Below are 17,991 nucleotides of genomic sequence, written 5' to 3'. Positions count from 1 at the left end.
TTTCCTTAAGCTTGTCGCTCCGTCGCAATGAAGAAATAGTAGGATGAGGCTTACATCAGGACTATTGATTCCTGTTTAAATGACAGTTTAGTGATATTTAATTGTCCATAAAATCATCAAGTTAGACCTCTATACCCATTCAAGTTCTGAATAGTTTCAGAATAAACAGAACAGGATCGAATCTCGCTTTCTACAAGCAGAAAAAAAGCGATACCAATATTGATATCGCTTTGGATAAGGTTGCAAGACCAGTAAATATTCCGAAAAAATCGATTGGACCCCTCCATCTCTCTAAACGGGTATTAATAACCCGGCACAAGCAACAAACCTAAAATCACTTTTATTCTTTGACTGTTCAAAATGGAATTGAAATTATGTTATAACATAACACCAATTCAATTGACTGACAGTTATTGCTTAGTGATAAGAGTCACAGAACAAACCCGTGAAGAATTTAAAGTGCCCCAAAGCATACATATAAAAAGAGCAGAGACGAATCTCTGCCCTTTCACCTACGTTTAATGATTAAGCTTGATAGTAAACGCTTCTTCCCGACAAATTAGCGCTGTATTAACTTCTGTATGCGTTATTTCTTCGCGTGGAACATTGCTTGCCCACTCTTGTCTTTATTCGACCAGAAATTGATGTTGAACTGAGCATCATCGCTCATCTCAATACGATGCCAGTACTGCGGTGGGCTGGTAGCAAACTGGCCTGCATTAATCACCACCACTACTTCTGCTTCTGTGGCGTGTTCATCAGCAAAGCCGTAGTAAGTCACTTGCCCTTCCATGACACACAACTGTCCAAACACACCCTCAGCGGTATTGTGATGAGTCAGTAGCGCTGGTGGCACATTGTCTTTAGTGAAGAAAGGCGTTGAACGTTGAACAGTCCAGTCTTTAGGAATTCGTAGATGCGACATAATGATACCCTCTCTAATTACAATTCTTTTCGTTTAAATCGGTTAAGCCTGACCGGCTTGAGACAACTCTCGAAGTAATGGAAATGCTTGCGTAACTTGTTCTCCCGTCACGACGAAGCCCATGAGTCGGCTATTTTCATCTTCTGCTTTCGCGGCAATGCCAGTTTGAGAAATCTGCACGCTCCAGTTCGTCACCGAACTAAAATCGCCTGCCAATTGAATTGGGTAGCTCGGCGTTTTCACCTTTACCATCATAGGCGGTAGTTTCAGCTCTGCTTCTTGCCCTAGTAGCTGTTTGCCCAAAGCATTGGCACTTAGCACGATCGGTTGGAGATAAGGCATCATTCGACCTTGGATCTCGGCACAATCGCCCAATGCAAATATATTGGCAACTGATGTCTGTAATCGGGCATCTACCTCGATGCCTCTGTTCACGCTCACCCCACAAGCCTTCGCTAACCAAGTGTTAGCACGTAAACCCGCAGCTGAAATCACTACATCGGCTTCGACTTCTTCACCTTTGCTCAAACTCGCCACCAGCGAATCATCTGAGTGATTGATCGCAACAACCCCAGTCTCCAACGCAAGTTGAATACCTTGCTGCTTGAGTTGGTTTTCGAGCGGCAATGCGACGAATTCAGGAATCAGGTTACCGAGCACACGGGCATTTGGCTCAACCACCGTAACCGCTTTACCACCGGTTGCGAGATCCATGGCGATCTCGACGCCGATCAAACCACCACCCATCACTAGAATTCGTTTCGCACGGCTGATTTGCTCTTCTGCTAATTGATATTCTTGTAGCGAGTTTAGCGTTATCACCTCAGGTGCTGCATCACCAGATATTGGCGGCACAAAGGCTTTCGCGCCTGTCGCAAACACCAGTTTGGAGTAAGGATAGGTTTGGCCGTTGGCTACCACTTGCTGAGCTTGCACGTCGACATGCTCAATCATGGTATGGGCGAACAGTTCGATGTTGTGTTCCTGTGCGAACGCCTCACCACTTTTGACCACTAAGTCTTGGGCGGTTTGCTTGTTGCTGAATACATGACTCAAATCAGGCTTGTTGTATTCAGCGCCATCATCGGCAGTAAACACTTGCAATGGAATATCTGCGTCCATGCGACGCACAGTTTTCACCAATTGGTAAGCGGCAAAGCCACTGCCAATAATTACAATAGGTGCTTGCATATTCCCTCCTAACCGTTGTATTCAACGAAAACGTCTTTACCTAAATGGCATTCTGGGCACAAGAAGTAATCTGGCACTTCCGACCAAGCTGTACCCGGTTCAACACCTTGGTTAGGCTCGCCTTGAGCTGGGTCGTATACCCAATTACAAACGGTGCAAACCATGCATTGACAATCTGCAGGATGCGCCTCTGTACTAGGGTTGCTAGGAGCAGCATCTACTACCGCTTGTGTTGTCGCTGGCGCAGCGGGTTGTGATTGAACTTGTGGTGCGGACGCAGTAATCGCCGGAGCAAGAACAGGACTAGTCAGGTCATGCTTTGCCCACAATTTTGCGATGTTCTTACCATGTTCGCGGCACTCACGCATCGCTTTACCATCTGGTCGCCATTTGGTTTTCAAACTGACTGCAGTTTCAAAGCCTGCATCAGTTAATCGAGCATGGATACGATCCACCGCGCCACCATTCCACCCGTAGCTACCAAATGCAGCGGCTTTTTTAGCTTTAAAACGTAGACCAGTAATTTCTTCTAGCATGCCAGCGATCTTAGGCATCATGACGTTATTCATAGTGGACGAACCAACCAAGATGCCTTTTGAGCGGAATACGTTGGCGAGAATTTCATTCTTATCATGCTTAGAGACATTAAAGACTTTGACCGCCACGCCAGGATCGACATCGTGAATGCCTTGCGCGATTGCATCGGCCATCATTCGAGTGTTGTTTGACATTGAATCGTAGAAAATCGTAATGCGATCTTCTTGATAATTGTCTGCCCACGCCAAATATTGTTCGATGATTTGAATCGGATTATCGCGCCATACAATACCGTGTGACGTTGCGATCATGTCGACAGGCAAATTAAAGCTCAGCACTTCTTTGATTTTAGCGGTTACCAAGCTGCTGAATGGCGTTAGGATGTTTGAGTAGTAACGCAAACACTGTTCCATCAACTCATTTTGATCCACTTCATCATTGAACAGACGTTCATCACAGTAGTGCTGACCAAATGCGTCATTGCTGAACAGCACTGCATCGCCAGTTAGGTAAGTCATCATGCTGTCTGGCCAATGCAGCATTGGAGCTTCCACGAACACTAGTTGCTTGCCGTTACCAATATCGATGCTGTCGCCCGTTTTTACGGTTTTGAAGTTCCACTCAGGATGGTGGTGATGACCCACAATTGAATCAATCGCCGCTTCTGTACAGTAAATTGGCGTATTCGGAATCTTCTCCATTAATGCCGACAATGCACCTGAGTGATCTTCTTCTGCATGGTTTACCACGATAAAGTCGATAGTCTTAAGGTCGATTTCCATCTCTAAATTTTGGATGAATTGTTGACTGAATCGATGATCGACCGTATCAATCAATACGGTTTTCTCTTCACGAATTAGATAACTGTTGTAGCTGGTACCTTTTGTCATTTTGTATTCTGTACCGTGGAAGTCTTGAACTTCCCAATCGCGTTGACCTACCCAGTGGATGTTGTTTTTTACGTGAATTGTCATAATTACTACCTTGAATGACGGGATAAACAAAAATAATTTCTTCTTGTATTGCACTGGGCGTGCCAACTTTTAATTCCCTTACATTTCAATAATTTAATCAAAACCCGACTTTGACAACTGTCATTTAGACACAGTTGAAAATTGTCATTAAGACACTACAATAGTCATATTGACACAATCGGTATTGGCTATGACTTCTTTAATCGCGCAATGGCTACACATCACGCAAGACCTTAACTCGGCGCTCACTCAACAGGCTCGCTTCGATACGTTATTAACCACGATTCGAGACGTATTGAAGTGTGACTCTTCTGCCCTTCTTTTGTATGAAGACCAGCACTTTAAACCTTTAGCGATCAATGGATTGGCGAAAGAGGTCCTTGGACGCCGTTTCTCTATTGAGCAACACCCAAGATTAGAAGCCATTGCCCGAGCAGGCGATATCGTGCGCTTTCCCTCCGACAGCGACTTACCTGATCCATACGATGGCTTGATTCCAAACCACGATGACAAACTGCATGTCCATTCCTGCATTGGTTTACCTCTGCTGATCGACGATCAACTGATTGGTGCCATTACGATTGACGCCTTCGATCCCAACCAATTTGATGGGCTACGCAACCAAGAGTTACGTTTTGTCAGCGCGTTGGCAGCAGGTGGCCTACACACTGCACTCCTACTAGAACAGCTAGAGACACAAGCGAGCCTGCCACGCGACTCTTACGCCGAGAAACGCACCTTAAGTAATGAAATCATTGGTAACTCTCAGGGCATGAAAAATCTTCAAGAGCAGATTGATGCAGTCGCCGATACTGAATTGTCTGTGCTAGTGATGGGAGAAACGGGCGTGGGTAAAGAGTTGGTTGCGAGCGCTATTCACCATCGCTCTAGTCGCTCTAGCAATACTTTGGTTTATCTCAATTGTGCAGCGCTGCCAGAATCAGTGGCGGAAAGCGAGTTGTTCGGCCATATTAAAGGCGCATTTACAGGCGCAATCAGTAATCGTAAGGGTAAGTTCGAACAAGCCGACGGCGGCACACTGTTTTTGGATGAAGTTGGCGAACTGTCGTTAGAACTGCAAGCTAAGTTACTTCGAGCCCTACAATACGGTGACATTCAACGTGTGGGTGATGATCGCCATATTCGAGTCAACACACGCATTGTCGCCGCCACCAACCGTATATTGCATGAAGAAGTAACCGCTGGGCGCTTCCGAGCCGACTTGTATCACCGTCTAAGCGTCTTCCCCCTTCATGTTCCGCCTCTTCGTGAACGTGAAGACGATGTGTTGTTATTAGCGGGCTTTTTTGCCGAACGCTTGAGAAGCAAATTGGGATTAAACAGCATTCGTTTGTCTCCCACTTTGGTGCAAGCACTCAAAGACTATTCATGGCCAGGCAACGTGCGAGAGCTTGAACATGTCATTAAACGTGCTGGTGTTTTGGCAAAAGCGCGTACCCACGCTATGGACATCGAGTTAGTTGAACAAGATTTTGATATTAGAACGCCGAATCAGAACATCAAGAACGTAGAGGAAACGGAGCAAAACTCTCGGCTTGCGCTACCAGAAGGCGGATTGAAGCCTGCCACAGACACCTTCCAAAAAGCGATGATTGTTCGAGCTCTGGAAGAGAATCAAGGCAACTGGGCAGCAACGGCACGTCAGCTTGAAATAGATAACGGCAATTTACACCGATTAGCGAAACGCCTAGGGATAAAATAGGGGTTGGGTAAAAAGCCTGTGAGATGGTGGAATTACGCAGGAAAATCGATCTTGCTTGTGTCAAAATGCGCCATCTCAATCGACAAGTCATAAAGTAATGAATTATCAAGCTGCTATTTTTGACATGGATGGTTTGCTCCTCGATACGGAACGTGTCTGCATGCGCATTTTCCAAGAAGCGTGTGAAGCACAAAACCTCCCATTCTATAAAGACGTTTACCTTTCAATCATTGGTCGCAATGCAGCAGGCATTGAAGTGATTTTCCGCAAAGCTTATGGGGATGATCTTGACCGATTGCACAAAGAGTGGCGTGACCGATACGATGCAGTGGTAAAACATCAAGCGATACCAGTGAAAGATGGCGTAGTTGAATTGCTAGAGTGGTTGAAGGAAAAAGGCATTCCTACCGCAGTGGCAACATCAACAGCGAAAGAAGTAGCACAGAAGAAGTTGGAACTGGCGGGCCTAAGCAAGTATTTCGACAACTTAACGACAGGCTGTGAAGTGTCACACGGCAAACCAGATCCAGAGATCTACCTGCTTGCGGCAAGTCGTCTAAACGTAGATCCAACCAAATGTATCGCGTTTGAAGATTCCAACAATGGCGTACGTTCTGCAGTAGCGGCGCACATGGTCACTTTCCAAATCCCAGATCTTGTTGAGCCTTGCGAAGAAGTTCGAGCCTTTGGCCATGCGATTGTTCCTTCCTTGAATCACGCATTAGCTGAGTTAAAACAGGCATAACCCGTTTCCTCTCATCTAACTGACTAAAAACGCTCCATCTTTTGGGGCGTTTTTTGTGGATAATATTTACCCAACTTTACACATAACTGTGTAGTTATATTCACAACATTAATAGATAATCACTCGCATAACCATACATAAAACGAGGATTATATTATGCTCAACAAAAAGCCATTAACTTGGCAAACTATCGCTTTGCACTGGGTAACTGGACTTGCTTTTATCGGGGTGTTCGCTCTAGGGCTTTACATGGTCGATTTGCCACGCAGCCCAGAAAAGTTTGAGTGGTATGGCATCCACAAATCACTAGGCGCTATCATTTTAGTTGTCGCTCTTATCCGTCTAGTGTGGCGCTTAAAAGAAGGCGCTCTACCACCCGCTTCAGAAATGCCTGCATGGCAAGATAAAGCGGCCAAAGCAGTACACGGTATCCTTCTGCTCGCTACTTTGGCAATGCCTATCTCTGGCATCGCAATGAGCGCTGGTGGTGGCCGAGCGGTCGATATCTTCGGTTGGGTTATTATCGCTGAAGGTCCAGAAACCCCTTGGCTTCAAGAACTCGGCTCAACCATTCATCACTCTGCAGTGGAAATTCTGATTGCTGTGTTTGTTCTTCACGTTGCTGGCGCTATCAAACACCAAGTGGTCGACAAAGATGGCACCATTTCTCGAATGCTTGGTCGCTCGTAGAATCGATATAGATACAAAAAACGCACTCTCAATTGGGAGTGCGTTTCACTTTTAGCTCATCAACATCTCTGAAGAATCGAGCGATTGAGGAGCTACCGCCTGCTTTTTCTGCCAGCGGTCGATCACAAGCGTCGCAATCAAATCCCCTTCCACATTAACAGCGGTGCGGAACGTATCCAACGGTCTTTCTATCACCAATAAAATCGCAATCGCTTCCAGTGGAATACCCGCTGCTAGCAGCACTAACTGCATCCCCGACATGGAGCCCGAAGGCATGCCCGGCGCACCAACGGAAGAAACCATTGCCATGATGAAGATCATCACCAATCCAGTGGTACTCAAGTCCACACCAAACAACTGTGCTAGAAAAATCGCAGCGACACCTTCAAATAACGCGGTGCCATCCATGTTCATTACAGAGCCGAGTGGCAACACCATGCTGCTGACTTCCGGCGCGACATCTAAATTGTCTTCCGCACTTTGCTTTGCCAAAGGCAGCGCCGCCGCACTTGATGACGTTGCAAACGCCATGGCTAATGGTGCTGAAATCGCTTTAAATAACGCAACTGGAGAGATGCCCGTCATTACCTTGGCAATCGTTGGTAACACGACTAGCCCGTGCACCATCGTGAGCACAAACACCAGTAACGCAAACAAGGCGAGTTGCTGAATCAGATTCCCACTTGAGGTCAGCGTGATATCAAACACGATCGCAAAAATAGCAATCGGAGACAGCTTAACGATGCCTCGAATCATGGTGTTGACGCTTTTGTTCAGCCCCGAAATCACCGCTAGCAACGGATGACCTGACGGAACAGAAAGCAAAATCGCAACGCCAGCCATAAAGGAGAAAACCACGATCGCCAGTAAGTTACCATTCGCCAGTGCAGCAAACGGATTCACCATCGCCATCTTAACGAGATTAGTGAGTATGGCGGCACCACCAGCGCCTTGCTCGTCAATCAAATGGACATCACTACCCACAGAAATGCTTTGGCTAAGTGGCTCCCATGCAGGCAATGCTAACGACGCACCAAGTCCTAAACTAATGGCAATTAAGGTGGTGAAACTGTAGAAGAGCAGTGTTCGCCCACCCAGCGCTTTAAGGCGAACGGTAGAGCCAATATTGGTGATGCCTTCGACAAGAGAAAACAGCACCATCAAGCCCACCACCATTTTCAGTAAGCCGAGATAGATCGTTTTGCCCAACATCAAAATTTGGTAGTAATCACTCGACAGTAAAAGCGATTTTTCTGCCAACCCATGGTCGACTAAAAGAAGGATGGCTTGAGCCCCACCCCACGCAAGTAGGGCAGAAATAAGAAGTTGAACGGGCAGAGAGAGTTGCAAATGACGCATAAAATACACCTAGCGCCACAAATCCTGATGATTTGGGCGCTCGATAAAAATGAAAAAATGGAAGTGAAGAGTCACGGCTTGGATTAAGACCAAGAGCCTTTGTAATATGGGTTCAATAAACCTTTTACTCGTTTAAGCACTACCAAAGCCGACACGCGGAACCAACCGAAAATAACGCGCTGATGCAGCCTAAAGATCGTGTCGTACAAGCGGCGAACGTAGCGTCCACGCAATACGAGTTTGTCATTCATCAATGCGCCAACCGCGTAGTCATGCCCGAGTGCGACAACCATCCCGCCGTCTTTGAATACAAACGGCTTTAGCTCTTTGCCTTTCACTAAGCGTTTAAATTGCTTCGCCAAATGCGCCGCAGCTTGGTTGGCAGCTTGAGCTCGTGGTGGCACGATGCTTCCATCTTCTTGTGGGCATTCAGCGCTATCACCAATGACGAACACGTTTTCATCAAGAGTGGTTTGCAGTGTTGGCAACACTTTAAGTTGGTTAATGCGGTTGCTTTCAAGACCATCAAGATTCGCTAACCAATCCGGGCATCGAATCCCTGCCGCCCAAATTTGTAGATCCGCAGGAATGACTTCATTTTCCGTCACAATACGGTCTGCTTCTGCACGCTGAACTTTAGTGTTTAAGCGAACGTTAACACCTTGCTTTTGTAGCTTCTTCAATACTTTTGTAGACATGCACTCAGCACTTGCAGGTAACACACGATCTGCCGCTTCGATGAGTGTAATCGAAAGCTGAGTATCATCTTGATAGCGGTTTAATTGCTTGCTGACTTTCGCCCATTCGGCCGCCAACTCAACACCAGTTGCGCCAGCACCCACGATAGAAACACGATGTGAACCACCGTTCGCTAGCATTTGTTTCATCTGTTCCCAAGCTTTTTCTGCTTGAGAAGCCGAATCTAAGAACAAACAATGATCGCTTACGCCCGGAATTTTGAAATCGTTACTGATCGCGCCAACGGCAATCACGAGGTAATCGTATTTCAATGTTTGCTCTGGAGAGAACTCAGCGCTCACAGTAATCGTTTTATTTGCTCGGTCTAAGCCTGACATACGAGCTTGAACATATTGGTAACCGTGACAAGCAGCATGAAGACGAAACGCAACCGAATCGAGCTCATTATCAAACGTGCCCGCCGCAATCTCATGCAGTCTTGGTTTCCATAAGTGATGAGAAGATGGCTCAACCAAAGTAACGGTATGGTCAGATTTGCCAGCAAAACTGCTCGCTAAACGCGTGACCATTTCTAACCCCGCAGCACCACCACCGATAACAACAAAATTCGACATACTCCCCTCCCGGAAACCATCCATCGAAAGATAAAAATCAAAAACGCAGCAAATACGTTTGGAATGGCGGGCATTATATTGAGTTGCAAATAAATGATAATAAGCTGAAAAAGAAAATAACTATTACGAATTTGTAATAATGAAAACTAAGCATCTGAACCTTTTGAATAAACAAAAAAAGCCACCACTTTTCAGTGATGGCTCTTATCGATACATAATTGGTTATGAAAAATCTTTTGAGATAATGTTTTCAATATTTCTTTCTGCTAGTGCAGCAATAGTCAACGCAGGGTTTGCACATCCATTGTTTCCAGGAATAAGCGCCCCATCAATAACATAAAGACCATTGTATCCATCTACACGCCCAAATAGGTCTGTCGCTTTCCCCATTTCCATTCCTCCAACTGGGTGCGCACCAGTAAAAATAACGTCGGAGAAACCCTGAGCTCCTATTCGTTGCCAGTTAGCTCGTGCAACTTTGTTGTTTACTGCTCTTAAGGCATCCGTTGCATCTTTCTCGTTCTCTTTCGGATAATGAAGAACCGCATCATCGATAGAGGCATCATAATAAAAATGACCTCGATTCTTAAAGTCCGCAGTCACGGATAGCATCATAGAAATCCCTACGTCGGCAATACCAGCATTTGCCCAGTTTTCTGCTGCGACCGGGCTTCTTCCGGCTTCATCAACATAAATTGCTGTAGGAGAAGGAGAAGCTTGAGCAACACCAGCAGGTAATCCAAATAACGACTGTCTAAATGCCATTCGGTTGCCATTATCGCCCCAGTTCTTGCCGACATATTCATTTAACTCCGGCAAGTCTCCTCTCTCTTTTGCTCTAACAAGCATACGTGTTGTGTGGTAAGAACCAGCCGATAGAATAAGCTTGTCGCACGTAATCGTTTTTTGTTGAACAACATTGCCGTGAGCATCGAGCTCTTGAATGTCTAATTCATAAATATCACCATTCATTCGAATGTTGATCAGTTCATGCTTGTGGTGGAAAGTGACATTCCCTGTTGCCTCTGCTAATGGAATATAGTTTTGCCCAAGGTCATTCTTACAACCGTTGCTATTACCGAAATTAGTTAGGCCAATAGTTGCTGAAGGTAAGCTTTTCCCTTTGAGTTCTTGCCTGATAACATCCCAATTCCAGTTACCTTCGATAAGATAAGGAGAGTAGCCTGCTTTTGAAACTTCTCTATTCCAATCTCGACAATGCTTAAACGGCGCACTGGCAAAAAGATCTTTAGGCATATTGCTGTAGTTTAAGATGGATTTCACTCTTGGATAATAAACGTCCACCATTTCTTTGTAAGAAAGCTCGTTAGGGTAAAGCTTCTTGAAATGCTCTTCCTTTGGAACAACCATAACACCAGTATAAATCACCGAGCCGCCACCGACCGCAGTTCCTAATAATAGGTCGGAACCATCTTGGTTGTTTTCTCCCGGTTTATCGACAATATCAAGAACACCACCGAATTTTTCGATACTACGTGGCGTAATCGTTTGAAGGAACGGAAGATCAAACGTGAGTGCAGGAAACGTGGTCTTTGTTCTTTGCCAAAACATCCGCTTGTCAGCCAACATATCATGTGCAAATACCGCTCGCTTTGGGTCATTAGGCCAGCGGTTTCCTCTTTCAATTACCGCCGTTTTGATGCCAGCAAGACCAAGTCGATAAGCGCTAATTGCACCACCAAAGCCGCTCCCAATGACAACGACCGGCAAATGGCCAGTTATTTGAGGAGGGCGTTCAAAAAGCTCTGGTAGATAACTTTCTAAAACAGGTAAACCTTTAAACTTATCAATCGGTTTTTCATTTTCTGGGCGAAAGAAAAAAGCCTGAGCCTTTGGAGAGGTGACACTCATACCAGCAGCAACCGAGGTAGCAACACAAGATTTTAAAAATACTCTTCGATTTGTACCATCCATTAGTAACTCTCCTTTGTTAGTAAACAAGATGAATACTATCGAAGCCTATTACTTGTAGTTGGCATATACGCATAAATGTTAATAAGCATGCTAATTTTCAGCATGCTCATCTATACTGTTTTAAGTCGTATAATAACGCGATAAAACACTGGCAAGAATGCATACGTTTGAAAACGTATGCATTCATGTGAATTCAAATCAAACAGCAATCGCATCATAGGTATCATTAAAAAATACATTAGCATCCACACCATGGCTTCGCATTTGCTCATACTCTTTTTCGTAAATAGGGTGATATTTAATTATCAACCCTAGGAAGATGGGATGACTAAGAATTTTCTGTAAATCAATATGATAAAGATAAACATTGCCGTAATCCTTCGAACAATCAATCAATGCTATCTGCTCAGCTCCCAACGTCTCATACAAAGACATATCTTCCCTGCCTCTCGCAGTAAAAAAAGCATTTTTTACGTTGAAATGATGACGAATGATGTAATTGAGTACTAGGCCAAACAAAAGCTCATAATCATTTGAGTTTTTGAAGAAAGATAGCCCAAAAAACAGAGTATCTTTTTTTGGGTTACTTGTGTAACGGTCAATAGACAAATCTAAAATATCAAACAAAGCACCTACTTCTTGATGAAAGTACATATATGACTCTGGAATTTTACTTTCTATGTTGCCCTTATAAAAAACGTCTACATTATATTTTTTATTATAGTCATCAAAACTATTTACTTTAGCTGGCATTAGATTAATTTTAGAAGTGTAATCACCATATATTTCTTGAGCCTCGTAGTTAGTCCCTTTAAAGTGACAAATTTTAGCATTTCGCTCAGGCTTTAAAATAATAGCATGATAATAACTATCAAATTGGTTTAGAAATTTTCGATATTGCGACTCTAAAGAAACCGGAACTTTTGGTGCTGAACATTGATGTAAAAAAATGTTCAAGCAATTCGCCGCGTGAGCGATAAGCAACTGTCGACAAGATGATGGTTTTGTTACGCCATTAGTCCAGCGACTCATTGTAATATTATCCAGTCCTTTGAACTCGTCATACTCCAGATGAAGTTTGATCATCAATTCCTTTCTAGGAATCTTTTTAAATACCACTTCTTTCAAGAATTCATGAAACTTTAACATTAAAATCCCCTTCGGAGATCACGACCAATCGCAAAACGCGATTATCAATAAGCAAACAAGTTAATACCAGAAAAGGCGGTAAAAAAAATGACAAAGAGAACATTCCTACAATTAACGTAAGAAAATAAAACATCAACTACAGGAATGAACCTACTATCTTGTCTAACGTTATATATTAAAGAGCCACTTTTGTTTGATTTTCCCCGAGCTAACTGTTTACAAATAAAAATTAGTTACGAAACATTAATCATTTGAATGTAACGACTTGATTAGGATAAATAAGATCTGGGTTACTCTGAAACTTAGGATTCCAAAATAGTAGTTCTTTCAAATACACCTGACACTCACGAGCAATTTTAGATAGTGTATCCCCATAAACAATCACATAAGGCTCTGTGCATACTCTCAGAGGCGAGACGTCTGTCATGTCATCTTCCAATAATGAGTCACTATCATTAAGCACAACGCTTTGAGGCATCACTTCTTCAACCTCAGTGTTGTTTGGGGTGACACGAGACTCATCAAAGCCGGATAGATTAAACGTCAAACCCGCTTCAACAAAGTAGTCTCCATAAGGGTTCGAGCGACTGAACTTGTTTTCAATAAAAATATCGAAGTAATCTGATACTGATACTGAAAATCCCAATCCCAACTTGCTGTCGACTCCACTATCAATAAAGTCTACGCCAAGTATTGTATAAACAGAGTAGATATCATTAAATTCGTACTGATAGCCAGCTTCCAAACCAAAGTAACGCTGAAAGTCACCATGGGAAGAGTGATGCATTTGCCCCTTGAGTAGGTAATTATCTACCTTATACTCTAAAAAGTAGCTGTAATAATTATGATTTTCGTCAGCGTTTTGATTGTCCTTTACATCATAAAAACCAGTTGAAACACCAACACTCGCAGACTTTTCATACCCAAATACTGGTTGGATAGAAAGAAAAGCCAATAGAAATAAGCTATAAGTCCAATTCAAACCGAACGGTAACCGCATCCCTGTAATCTCCCTCATCCACATCACCAAAATAAAGCTCTTCAAAAGAGAAAACCAAATCAAAATCTAATGTTTTTCCGACAAAAGGAATCTTTGACGTTGTTTGTTTTAGCTCACCAGTTTCGACAATGTTGCTGTTGACGCATCGTGAACAAGCTAAGCTGTACGGAATAACATCACTTGAGGTTGTATGTTCCAATTCAAATTTATCTGCCGTTCCAGAAGAAAAGAACTGCATCTTTATTCCTGGTTCTATGTGACCAGAAATACTGACTTCATAAGTTGTCGTCCCTGCGACACTGTGGTTCCCAGTATCATAAGAAAGCGAAAAGATACCATCACCTGTTACATCGACAGCCGAAATAAAAGATGGTTTATAGTCAATGGTAAATACCGTCGTATCATTATAAGTTTGATAAGTTGTTGCCGTGCCATACTTCATGTAGTAAGTAACAGGCAGACTCACCGCAGCGTAGTAAATACCAGTAGGCGCGTTTGCCGCTTTAAAAGCATCAACGAGATTGTCTAACTTGTAAGAGCTCCTATAAAAGTCGAACGGTTTGTATTTTCTCGTCGCATTTAGATCATAACTAGCTCGACATGTACTATCGTCTCTTAAAATGAACTGGCTTCCAGCTGAGCTTTCATAGCCGCAAGTATCGGCGTTTGAATTGTTCGCTACACTAAAAGGACTTGCCGTACTAAATTGAATCCCAGTATGCTGAAAAGCCGTAGTTACTTGGACTCCAGTCGTTGAGCTAAAAGTGAGCGTTGACGTTGGGCTCTTTTGAAAGCTCGGGTTCCAACTATGAACGGGCAATAAGTTGAAAGAACTGCTTGGTTGCCAGATCTGTTGTACGACTTCACCCCCAACGACGTTGGCATTCATCCAAGTAACTTCACTACCAACGACCTTCGCAGTAATGTTGTTAGAGGCATAAGCTAACTCTGTATTCAAGCTAGCTATCGCAATGAGTGACAGACTATATAGATATTTGTTCATTGATACTCTCATTTGCATTTATCACCGTGATAGCAATGTTCTTCTTCCCGACGTAATTTGCAGGCAACTTAAATACTTTTTCTGAACCCGCTAATAGCTTGTATTGGTAAATACAGTTACTCGAGAACCCTTTTTCGCACGTGTTAATAACCGCGTTGAGCATGGTGTTGCTCTTATTGGAGAATTTAAACTCTGTATCATTTACACGCTTAATTTCGTAATCTAACTTCACTTCAGAAGCAGGATCCATAAAGTAAATTCGATACCCAAAAGCAACAGATACCGCAGAATCCTCCCCTTCACCGACATAAGGGTATGGGTTAACATCTACCGCGTAGACTTGATCTTCATCGAACTTACATGATTGCTTCGCACAATCATTTTTCATTCGAACGGTTCTTGTTTCGCCATCCTTAAGAATGATCTGACTCGGTGAAACTGAAAACGTCCAAGTTGATAAGTTGTCCTTGTTTACCTTGGTAACGACTTTCTCTCCATTCACATACGCGACATGCGCAATTTCAAGGTTTATGAACATGTCTTTGCCATCATTGTTCGTGATTGAGAAATCAGCGAAGTGCTCTTCATTTGCGACTTCAAACAGACTACTTACCGCCACCGCGTGAGTGAAAAAGCTAGTTAGTGAAGTTAGTAAAAAAAATAATGTTCTCATGGCTACTACCTATTTTTAGTAAATTTATCGGAATCAGAGACTGATAACGCGTAGTTTTGTAATTCAAGAATAACTTGTTTGTTTTTTGCAATGGATAATGTAGGTTTAGAAAATAGCTTTGCAAAATAATGGTTATTGCCGTTAAAGGATATTTGGATTACTTCCATGTCTGTCATTAATTTCTTATATCTTTCAACAATGTTGTTATCCTCAAAAGCACCTAGATAATAAATATGGTCTTTATCATTCCCTAAACCATTAACCACAATTTGTAATCCCAATTCATCTTCTTCGATTTGAGGAAAACAGTTACTTTTACCGTATGAATTATCAAGATACCCATCACGAAGTGCACAAATTTGTTCATTCGCAGTAAGTAAGAACTTTTCGCCCCGCTCGACAGAAATGTTGTAGACACCATCTCCAACTTTCGCTATCGAAGTACATCCTTTACATTCAACATTATTAATTGGACGGTTATTGAAATCTTCAAAGTAAGTTAGAACAGAGACCACTTCTTCAAATTCAGTAACGATCTCTTTTAGTGTGCCGGGGTAACTAAACATTTCGCTACTTTCGATTTGATTGTGTTTGTAACCACTCAATTCTGTGTCTAGATTAAAGGCATACTCGTTGTACTCATCGAGTTCAATCAAGGTATATTGACCTTTAATAGTCTCTCGCATGTTGCTTTGGCCATTTCTGCGGATCTTAACTAACCCTAAATCATCTTGATCTTGTGTATTAGCCTTTGCATTTTTCACAACTAGATATGATGGGGCTCGTTCTCTAGAGGCATAGATATCATCAGAAGTAACAATCGTCGTTGACTCAATATTGGCAGTAAAATTCTGATAGTCTTCTGTCGTACCATTGGCATACAAGTTTGCATTGAACTTATCGTTGTGAATATTGGCGTTAATCCCATAAACAGACTGTGAGTCATTCCCATCAACATATTGAGATAGATCAGCGCTTCCAGATAGCAGCACATTTCCAGCTTCTACTTGAGGAGCATAATATTGCAATGTGTTACTAAAGCGAGTTTTGCTACGAGTCGAATAATCGACGCCAGATATGTATGAGAAACTGTCATTAAGGTCGACATTAACGCTGATCGAGAAGATATGTTCATTCAACCTAGAATTGTTAAAGTCTTTTTGATAGCTATAACCTAGATCAACATAGACATTGTTATAGACATTTTTGTTGTAATTCGTCGATAGATTTAAGTTACTTACTTCTAAGTTAGAGTCTTGATAGGTCTCCATATAGCGGTTTGCATAGAAATTAAGTGTCCCCTCGTAAATGCGAGAAGAATAAGATGCCGTTGCTTGGACGTAATCGTTAATTCCGTATCGAATGCTGCCTAACTGTTTTGAGTCCGACAGTTTTTTATTCGCATCTAGCATTTCATAATCAAAGTTAATATCAGCAATTTGGAAGTTGGTGTTGAATAAGTATCCACCTTGAAACTTATTGATATAACCGCCCACACCAAAGTTTGAATCGGTATAGGTCGCACCAAACCCAAATGCACCTTCTTGACTCGCTAGCTGAGTATTGCCACCAATAAGTAAACGGTCATTTAATAATGAGTATGTTGCCGCTAAATCAAGGTACGTTTTTTCATAACTCCTCTGGCTAAAACTGTTGCTCGATTTTATGACAGATGCAGCATAATCGTAACCTCTTAAGGAGGTTTCAGAGTTATTGTTGTGAATGATTTTTTTAGACACTTCTTCCGGAAAGCCAACCGGTTTCAATACGATTGATACCTCGTAGTTTCCTCGCGGAAGATTTCGATAGCTTACGCTGTGTTGCCCTTTTGACACCGAGTTCGTATAAATGATTTGGCCGCCCCTCAACACTTCAATCGTGCCTCTAGCTTTCATATCGAAAAACAGCTTTTTAGTGTTACCAATATCTTTAACCAGTAGGTTGTCATTCGAGAAATAACTGATCCCTACCGTTTCTTCTTCTCTATTAAAGTTGAAAATAGAGGTCGAGTTTTCTGCTGTGTTTCCGCGATGAGTCTCATACGCTTTTATCGAGCTACCTTCTAAATCATAGGTGTAAGCCAATTCATCAACATCGAACTGACTAGAACTATTGTCGACAACATAGAGTGATGCTTCTAGATCAACGTGTGAACGACCAAAACCAATTGTTGAGTTATTAGTGAGTGTCGCACTTGTTGAGCTTTGATAATGAGTAGTGAAAAGACGATTGGTCGAAATCAATGCGCGGCGGTCTTCAGTCAATCGAGTAAAGCCTAAATCAGTCACTCCCTCGGAAAGGTAATTGGCAGGGACTTCAATAATGACTTGCTTTTGAGCATAGTCGTAAACATAAAGAATGTTCTCATCACTTTGCTCCTCTGCAACCACGGCTTGCGTAACAGCATCAATATGTTCACTAGATATCCCTGCTCTTATTAATGCTTGTTGCAGTTTTTCAGGCTCTTCGATAGATTGCACACCATCAAAGTTAGAAGTGACTAGAACTGAGACGCTCGTATCATTAGGAAGAACAAATAAGATTTGATTTGACTGATATTCATAAAAATGTTCAAAACCTGGTGGAATAAACTTCGTGTTTGTATACGCAGAGAAAGCAGGAATAACACTAAGCAGTAAAACCGAACTCTTAATAGAAAGAGCCTTTATTCTCTGTATTTCTTTTTTATTATTGATTTTAGAATCCATGCAAAAAAACAACAAACTAAATACCTCCAAACCTCAACACGACGATTCCTCAAGTGCTAAGCACAC

General features: G+C 42.7%; 14 protein-coding genes. 3 read left to right on the top strand and 11 right to left on the bottom strand.

Annotated features, from left to right (window positions below; translation table 11 throughout):
- Positions 1-586 precede the first annotated feature (586 nt).
- The 3 genes from VJL_RS20595 to norV are packed head-to-tail and all read right to left on the bottom strand — an operon-like array spanning position 587 to position 3,627.
- Entirely contained in the window at positions 587-925 is a 339-nt protein-coding gene (locus VJL_RS20595) for a TehB family protein (RefSeq protein WP_038870398.1), read from the bottom strand.
- 42 nt (positions 926-967) lie between these two features.
- Complete coding sequence (gene norW, locus VJL_RS20590; RefSeq protein ID WP_038881078.1) at positions 968-2,116, bottom strand: NADH:flavorubredoxin reductase NorW; 1,149 nt, start codon at positions 2,114-2,116, stop codon at positions 968-970.
- 8 nt (positions 2,117-2,124) lie between these two features.
- Positions 2,125-3,627, bottom strand: coding sequence for an anaerobic nitric oxide reductase flavorubredoxin (gene norV / locus VJL_RS20585; protein WP_038881076.1), 1,503 nt, complete (start codon positions 3,625-3,627; stop codon positions 2,125-2,127).
- Between the two features lie 190 nt (positions 3,628-3,817).
- Here norV and norR point away from each other — a divergent pair, with 190 nt between their 5' ends.
- The 3 genes from norR (at position 3,818) to VJL_RS20570 (ending at position 6,785) form a co-directional block, all read left to right on the top strand.
- Positions 3,818-5,350, top strand: coding sequence for a nitric oxide reductase transcriptional regulator NorR (norR, locus tag VJL_RS20580; RefSeq protein ID WP_038881073.1), 1,533 nt, complete (start codon positions 3,818-3,820; stop codon positions 5,348-5,350).
- A 97-nt stretch (positions 5,351-5,447) separates the two neighbouring features.
- Positions 5,448-6,095, top strand: a complete 648-nt coding sequence (locus VJL_RS20575) for an HAD family hydrolase (protein WP_038881070.1) — start codon at positions 5,448-5,450, stop codon at positions 6,093-6,095.
- Positions 6,096-6,251: 156 nt separating this feature from the next.
- Positions 6,252-6,785 carry a cytochrome b gene (locus VJL_RS20570; protein WP_038870389.1) on the top strand — a complete coding sequence of 178 codons (534 nt, stop codon included), beginning with the start codon at positions 6,252-6,254 and terminating at the stop codon, positions 6,783-6,785.
- A 51-nt stretch (positions 6,786-6,836) separates the two neighbouring features.
- On the opposite strand, the gene VJL_RS20565 is transcribed toward VJL_RS20570, so the two are convergent.
- The 8 genes from VJL_RS20565 to VJL_RS20530 all read right to left on the bottom strand — a co-directional run bounded on the left by VJL_RS20565 (position 6,837) and on the right by VJL_RS20530 (position 17,925).
- Positions 6,837-8,144 carry a dicarboxylate/amino acid:cation symporter gene (locus tag VJL_RS20565; protein WP_038881067.1) on the bottom strand — a complete coding sequence of 436 codons (1,308 nt, stop codon included), beginning with the start codon at positions 8,142-8,144 and terminating at the stop codon, positions 6,837-6,839.
- A gap of 83 nt (positions 8,145-8,227) precedes the next feature.
- Positions 8,228-9,457: an NAD(P)/FAD-dependent oxidoreductase gene (locus VJL_RS20560; RefSeq protein ID WP_038881064.1), complete on the bottom strand. Its 1,230-nt coding sequence runs from the start codon at positions 9,455-9,457 to the stop codon at positions 8,228-8,230.
- 222 nt (positions 9,458-9,679) lie between these two features.
- Positions 9,680-11,392, bottom strand: coding sequence for a GMC oxidoreductase (locus tag VJL_RS20555; protein WP_038881060.1), 1,713 nt, complete (start codon positions 11,390-11,392; stop codon positions 9,680-9,682).
- A 198-nt stretch (positions 11,393-11,590) separates the two neighbouring features.
- On the bottom strand, positions 11,591-12,541 hold the full coding sequence (locus tag VJL_RS20550; protein ID WP_038881057.1) for a hypothetical protein: 951 nt from the start codon (positions 12,539-12,541) through the stop codon (positions 11,591-11,593).
- A 247-nt stretch (positions 12,542-12,788) separates the two neighbouring features.
- On the bottom strand, positions 12,789-13,541 hold the full coding sequence (locus VJL_RS20545; RefSeq protein ID WP_038881054.1) for a LysM peptidoglycan-binding domain-containing protein: 753 nt from the start codon (positions 13,539-13,541) through the stop codon (positions 12,789-12,791).
- Positions 13,507-14,544: a hypothetical protein gene (locus VJL_RS20540; RefSeq protein ID WP_038881051.1), complete on the bottom strand. Its 1,038-nt coding sequence runs from the start codon at positions 14,542-14,544 to the stop codon at positions 13,507-13,509. Before VJL_RS20540 ends, VJL_RS20545 begins: the two co-directional genes overlap by 35 nt.
- Positions 14,525-15,217, bottom strand: a complete 693-nt coding sequence (locus VJL_RS20535) for a fimbrial biogenesis chaperone (RefSeq protein WP_038881049.1) — start codon at positions 15,215-15,217, stop codon at positions 14,525-14,527. The genes VJL_RS20540 and VJL_RS20535 overlap by 20 nt, the downstream gene beginning before the upstream one ends.
- Positions 15,218-15,222: 5 nt before the next feature.
- A complete protein-coding gene (locus VJL_RS20530) occupies positions 15,223-17,925 on the bottom strand; it encodes a TcfC E-set like domain-containing protein (RefSeq protein WP_038881046.1) in 2,703 nt (900 codons plus the stop codon).
- Between the last annotated feature and the right edge of the window lie 66 nt (positions 17,926-17,991).

This window comes from Vibrio jasicida CAIM 1864 = LMG 25398 (genome assembly GCF_000400365.1).
Classification (GTDB): domain Bacteria; phylum Pseudomonadota; class Gammaproteobacteria; order Enterobacterales; family Vibrionaceae; genus Vibrio; species Vibrio jasicida.
This window is presented reverse-complemented; position numbering and strand designations above follow the sequence as displayed.

Coding starts and splice junctions, on each gene's coding strand:
- VJL_RS20555 (WP_038881060.1), bottom strand. CDS start 11,392: ATGGATGGTACAAATCGAAGAGTATTTTTAAAATCTTGTGTTGCTACC.
- VJL_RS20570 (WP_038870389.1), top strand. CDS start 6,252: ATGCTCAACAAAAAGCCATTAACTTGGCAAACTATCGCTTTGCACTGG.
- VJL_RS20550 (WP_038881057.1), bottom strand. CDS start 12,541: ATGTTAAAGTTTCATGAATTCTTGAAAGAAGTGGTATTTAAAAAGATT.
- VJL_RS20530 (WP_038881046.1), bottom strand. CDS start 17,925: ATGGATTCTAAAATCAATAATAAAAAAGAAATACAGAGAATAAAGGCT.
- norV (WP_038881076.1), bottom strand. CDS start 3,627: ATGACAATTCACGTAAAAAACAACATCCACTGGGTAGGTCAACGCGAT.
- VJL_RS20560 (WP_038881064.1), bottom strand. CDS start 9,457: ATGTCGAATTTTGTTGTTATCGGTGGTGGTGCTGCGGGGTTAGAAATG.
- VJL_RS20595 (WP_038870398.1), bottom strand. CDS start 925: ATGTCGCATCTACGAATTCCTAAAGACTGGACTGTTCAACGTTCAACG.
- VJL_RS20565 (WP_038881067.1), bottom strand. CDS start 8,144: ATGCGTCATTTGCAACTCTCTCTGCCCGTTCAACTTCTTATTTCTGCC.
- norR (WP_038881073.1), top strand. CDS start 3,818: ATGACTTCTTTAATCGCGCAATGGCTACACATCACGCAAGACCTTAAC.
- VJL_RS20575 (WP_038881070.1), top strand. CDS start 5,448: ATGAATTATCAAGCTGCTATTTTTGACATGGATGGTTTGCTCCTCGAT.
- VJL_RS20535 (WP_038881049.1), bottom strand. CDS start 15,217: ATGAGAACATTATTTTTTTTACTAACTTCACTAACTAGCTTTTTCACT.
- norW (WP_038881078.1), bottom strand. CDS start 2,116: ATGCAAGCACCTATTGTAATTATTGGCAGTGGCTTTGCCGCTTACCAA.
- VJL_RS20545 (WP_038881054.1), bottom strand. CDS start 13,541: ATGCGGTTACCGTTCGGTTTGAATTGGACTTATAGCTTATTTCTATTG.
- VJL_RS20540 (WP_038881051.1), bottom strand. CDS start 14,544: ATGAACAAATATCTATATAGTCTGTCACTCATTGCGATAGCTAGCTTG.